Genomic DNA, 3,901 nt, shown 5'->3' with positions numbered 1-3,901 from the left:
TACGTTTGGAAGGAATGAGTTTAGTGGCGTATTCGATTCGAAAGAATGAGCATGAAGAGCCGTATGAGCTGAGAGGTTCACGTACGGTTCTGTGAGAGGTTTAGGGGTGAGAGTCCCCTTTACCTACACGATTTTATTCATTTGAGATATATCAATAATTATCTTTACCCAATAAAAATGGCGATTAGTTTTTAGTTCTAATCGCCACTTTTGTTAATAATTTTCTTTTGTATTAATGCCGTAGTGCTTTTAGTAATTCTGTTGCCGCTAGTTTTCCTAATTCATTAGATGCTAACGGGCTTGAGCCAGTAATTAATTTTCTATCAACACATACAGTTTTATCCATTTTTGTGTTCATTAATTTTGCTCCAAGAGCTTTTAGTTTTTCACTGAGTCCATAAGGCATTTTGCCAGGTAGATAGCCAATCATTGGTGTTTGGTTATCTACTGAATCAGGAAATACAGCTATGTTGTATCCTTTATATAGAAATTCTTGATTCTCTATAGTTGTTGAAAGGAATGCACCAGGTCCGTGGCATAGACTTATGGTGAATAATTCATATTCATGTGCCCACCGAAGTATAGTATCGACATTCTTGTCATTAGGTATTCCAATCATGGCTCCATGACCACCAGGAATAAATACCGCTGCATAGCTTTCCGATTGGTCAAAAGAATTACTTATGAAATCTGAAAGGCTCTGAGGTTTTTCAAAATTTGCTTTGTGTTCTTTGTAAATCGCGTTAACATATTCGTCTTTCTTTGGGAAGGCCCACATTTCAAAAACTGCAGGTTTTCCAGTAGGGGTAGCAATATCAAATTCGAAGCCCGCATTTCTTAAATGAAGCATTGGCAATAATGATTCAACAGGATGGTTTCCAGTTGAAAAATACTTGCCATTTTTCATTTTTAGATTCTTTTCTTCAGTACAGATTACTAAGATTTTAGATTTCGTCCCTTTATATTTTTGATAAGAGATATTCTCAAAATCTGTTTTATCAGGCACTCCCATTTTAATTGCAAACTTTGAGGGACTAAAAGATCCATCCGATTCTAATTTAGGTGCAATACCTAGTAACTTTCTTAACATGACTTTTATTTTTTTAAATATGGTTTATTAAATCTTTGATTGGTTTTCTGACTTTTACAAGATTAACTAACCAATCATTGTCTACATCTCTATACCCGATAGGTAGTAGTAAAGTGCTTTTCAGGCCTTTTTCTTGTAAACTCAATATGCCATCCAATGCAAGAGAGTCAAAGCCTTCCATCGGTGTGCTGTCAAGACCTTCCACTGCCGCTTGGGTAATTGCTGACATCAAAGCAATATATGTTTGACGAGCTGCATGTTCGAAGTTTTTCTGGGGATCTCTTTGAGGGTAATTGGATAATAACTGTTGTCGATAGTTTTCCCAACCTTCATTTTTAAATCCCCTGATTTCATTGGTTAGATCAAACATATGATTTATCCTGTCTGCGGTATAGTGATCCCATGCAGCAAAAACCAATAGATGTGAACAATCCGTTACTTGTGATTGATTCCATGCAATCTCTTTTATTTTAGATTTTACTTCTTTGTCCGTGATCACAAAGATTTCAAAGGGTTGCAAACCACTTGAAGTGGGAGTTAATCTTATAGCTTCCAAAATGCTATCAATTTTCTTTTGAGGTACCACTATGCCGTTCATGGCCTTGGTGGCGTATCTCTTATTGAGTAGATTTATATAGTCCATTGTACTGATTTAGAGCACAAAGGTTAGAATTCATATTGTTTCATAAATTGATCTATGGTAAGAAATCAGGAATTTGCGATTTCTTTTCTGACTCGGCTTAGACTTTCTGGCGTAATTCCTAAAAAAGAGGCGATTTGATAATTTGGTATTACTTTCTCGAATATATCATAGTCTGTAATGAATTTCTGATATTTTTCTTTAGCGGTCATTGTCAGTAGTCCAAAGATTCTTTTTTGGAGCGAGGCAATTCGATTTTGAAGGTTCTTACGATTTATAATTCCAAACTCTGGGTACTTGGAATACAGTTTTTCAAGTTGTGATTGTTCTATTATGAAAATTTTTGAATGTGAAAGACTTTCAATACTGAGAAGGGATTTTTCCTTGTTGAATAAGGTCATGTAATCACTAATCCACCAATTTTTAGTAGCAAATTGTAAGGTGTGATCTTTTCCATTTTTAGTTTTATAAAAAGTCCTGAGGCATCCACTTGCTACAAATATTTGAATTTTCCTGTTAGAATTTTCTTGAAGTATTATTTCACCCTTCTGTATATTTCTTTCGATGATTATTGCTTTCAGATCATTGGTAATTTCATTTGAGAGGGTAAAACTTTTTCCTATGTATTCGATTAGTTCTTTCATTTCAATTCATTACCACTAACGTGATAGCTGTTAACCGTCGTGGCGTCAGCGATAGCAGCCATGACGTGTTACAGCGTGTTATAAGTCGACATTTATAAAACCTTAGCTTGTAATTTAATAAAATCCGTGCTCTTACATTTGTATGAGATATCCTCTAAATTACCTAATGAAAATTCGAATGGTTCATCTATGTTGTTTTCAATCCAAAGTCTGATTTCTGACTGAGATTTATACTTATTTGATTTATGAAATGGAGTTAATTTACCTTCATATTCATTAAAATCAATATAGTTGACAGCTTCGAATTTATAATTTCTTCCAATATCTGTAAATTTTCTTTCTATTCTATCTATAAGCTCTTTCACATTATGAATTATAAGTGCGTATTCACCTAAGTTCAAGGTATCTATTTCAATTTCCATTTTCTGCAATTGCTTTTTTCCGAAGTCAATTCTATCTGTCGGAAATCCATACATGCAGAAAATATTTCCATCATGAAAATCATTAGGAAACAATTGCAATTTATCTCCATACGCAATGGTTTTCTTATCTAACTGAATCTGAAAATTACCCATTTGAAAGATAGCTTTTCTTCCTTCATTGACATCTCCTTGATCATTGTTGTTCTCTATCTCACGAAAGTATTTGAATGTATTACAATAGAATTTCCCTAGTTGCTGGAGTTGATCAATATATTTTTCCTTGCTAATCTTAATCAGTACACTTATATCAATTTTATCTTTCATGCGTGTTGGTTTATGTTTTCATTTAATAAGGTTTAAGACCAATAATCTTATTCATTCCCATGGTTGTCCTGTCCTTAAAAGCTTTACGAATCTTTGACCATTTTCATCATCCAGAATTGGACCGCATTTTGCATAAAGAATCTCTTTCTCTTTATTAATAACAATGGTCGTCGGCATACATTTTATATCAAATTGAGATTTACTGAAATTGCCAGTGAAGTCAACATTGCCTTTGATTTCCCATTTTATTGGATGCTTTGCTAAATATTCGGTAAGATTACTCTCATGATTCAATGTGATTGACCAAAATGTAATTGGATCATCTTTCATTTCAGTATGAATCTTATTGAGAAATGGCATTTCTTGCACACATCCTCTGCATCCAATATTCCAAAAATTCATTACGAGTAATTCGCTATCTATCTCATCAATATCATACTGCGAGCCTGACATTGTTTCAATCTTAGAAAATTGCACAATGTGTCTCCTACACTAAAGTAGCTTACTTGAGCTCCTAGTAAGTTACTTAGAGAAATAAATAATGTTAATGTTATTGTTTTTTTCATTGTTTGGACTTTGCTGACTTATAACGTTTCAGCCGCATCCGGAGCATGAGCGTTAGCGAAATGTTCCGTGATCGCGGCATGTTACCTCCCGTAGTGTGCCCTGAAGTTCCATCGGGTACTAAGTTAATCAAAAGTGGTTAATGGAAATAGATGGAGCATGTTGTAATTGAGATGAAAGACCTCTTCAAAGGTTGGATGGAAAGGAAACGAGCTGA

Annotated in this window: 5 protein-coding genes; all 5 read right to left on the bottom strand. The window is 34.2% G+C overall.

The features are described 5' to 3' along the window. Nucleotides 1-232: 232 nt before the first annotated feature. The 5 genes from hchA to L2567_RS20595 all read right to left on the bottom strand — a co-directional run bounded on the left by hchA (nucleotide 233) and on the right by L2567_RS20595 (nucleotide 3,573). Nucleotides 233-1,090 (bottom strand): glyoxalase III HchA, encoded by an 858-nt coding sequence (hchA, locus tag L2567_RS20615; RefSeq protein ID WP_235299756.1) that lies wholly within the window; start codon nucleotides 1,088-1,090, stop codon nucleotides 233-235. 13 nt (nucleotides 1,091-1,103) lie between these two features. Beyond that, nucleotides 1,104-1,733, bottom strand: a complete 630-nt coding sequence (locus L2567_RS20610; RefSeq protein WP_235299755.1) for an NAD(P)H-dependent oxidoreductase — start codon at nucleotides 1,731-1,733, stop codon at nucleotides 1,104-1,106. Between the two features lie 65 nt (nucleotides 1,734-1,798). Further along, entirely contained in the window at nucleotides 1,799-2,374 is a 576-nt protein-coding gene (locus L2567_RS20605) for a Crp/Fnr family transcriptional regulator (protein ID WP_235299754.1), read from the bottom strand. A gap of 92 nt (nucleotides 2,375-2,466) precedes the next feature. Next, nucleotides 2,467-3,120: a hypothetical protein gene (locus L2567_RS20600; RefSeq protein WP_235299753.1), complete on the bottom strand. Its 654-nt coding sequence runs from the start codon at nucleotides 3,118-3,120 to the stop codon at nucleotides 2,467-2,469. A gap of 51 nt (nucleotides 3,121-3,171) precedes the next feature. Further along, nucleotides 3,172-3,573 (bottom strand): peroxiredoxin family protein, encoded by a 402-nt coding sequence (locus tag L2567_RS20595; RefSeq protein ID WP_235299752.1) that lies wholly within the window; start codon nucleotides 3,571-3,573, stop codon nucleotides 3,172-3,174. Between the last annotated feature and the right edge of the window lie 328 nt (nucleotides 3,574-3,901).

Origin of the sequence: Portibacter marinus, assembly GCF_021533195.1 — a bacterium.
Taxonomy (GTDB): Bacteria; Bacteroidota; Bacteroidia; order Chitinophagales; family Saprospiraceae; genus Portibacter; species Portibacter marinus.
Note: the sequence above shows the minus strand (reverse complement) of the source record. Positions and strands in the feature narration are given on the sequence as shown.

Coding starts and splice junctions, on each gene's coding strand:
- hchA (WP_235299756.1), bottom strand. CDS start 1,090: ATGTTAAGAAAGTTACTAGGTATTGCACCTAAATTAGAATCGGATGGA.
- L2567_RS20610 (WP_235299755.1), bottom strand. CDS start 1,733: ATGGACTATATAAATCTACTCAATAAGAGATACGCCACCAAGGCCATG.
- L2567_RS20605 (WP_235299754.1), bottom strand. CDS start 2,374: ATGAAAGAACTAATCGAATACATAGGAAAAAGTTTTACCCTCTCAAAT.
- L2567_RS20595 (WP_235299752.1), bottom strand. CDS start 3,573: ATGTCAGGCTCGCAGTATGATATTGATGAGATAGATAGCGAATTACTC.
- L2567_RS20600 (WP_235299753.1), bottom strand. CDS start 3,120: ATGAAAGATAAAATTGATATAAGTGTACTGATTAAGATTAGCAAGGAA.